The 444-nt window shown below is 55.2% G+C and carries 1 protein-coding gene; it reads right to left on the bottom strand.

Annotated features, from left to right (window positions below):
* A partial coding sequence (locus tag AC5S26_RS29960) for a hypothetical protein (RefSeq protein WP_494188608.1) occupies positions 1 to 286 on the bottom strand: 286 nt, incomplete at its 3' end.
* Between the last annotated feature and the right edge of the window lie 158 nt (positions 287 to 444).

The raw sequence follows: 444 nt of genomic DNA, 5'->3' as shown, positions 1-444 counted from the left end.
CCTGCTGACGGATTTCATAGATCGCAATGGACTCAAGAAGGTCGCCCAGACGGCCCGGGCCAATATTGAAGAGGATCTCTGAAACCTGACCATGAGCGTCAACGACTGCTCCGTCTGCCGCGCAATGGAATCCACTGCCGAATGAACCTGAGGTTACGAGTCCTCTATTAAACAGGTTTTGTAAAAGAGTTGAAGGGACGTTGCGGTAGTTCACGCTTGGCCCAGTGCAGTTGATGACTCGTTCCGCATAGAAGCTCTCCGTCCCTTTAGGTACGCGAACAGTCACAAAGGCACCTCTAGAGAAGGCGTCGACGGCCTCCAGATGGCCTTCCCGTATATGCAAGGTGCCGTTCCGAAGTTCGGACTCAATGAAGTCTGCGATCGATGGCGCCATGCGGTGGCGTACCACATCCCATCTGCGCTGCAGATGGCGGCGAAAGCGCC

The organism is Edaphobacter sp. FHG110511_03, from assembly GCF_059115365.1.
This window is presented reverse-complemented; position numbering and strand designations above follow the sequence as displayed.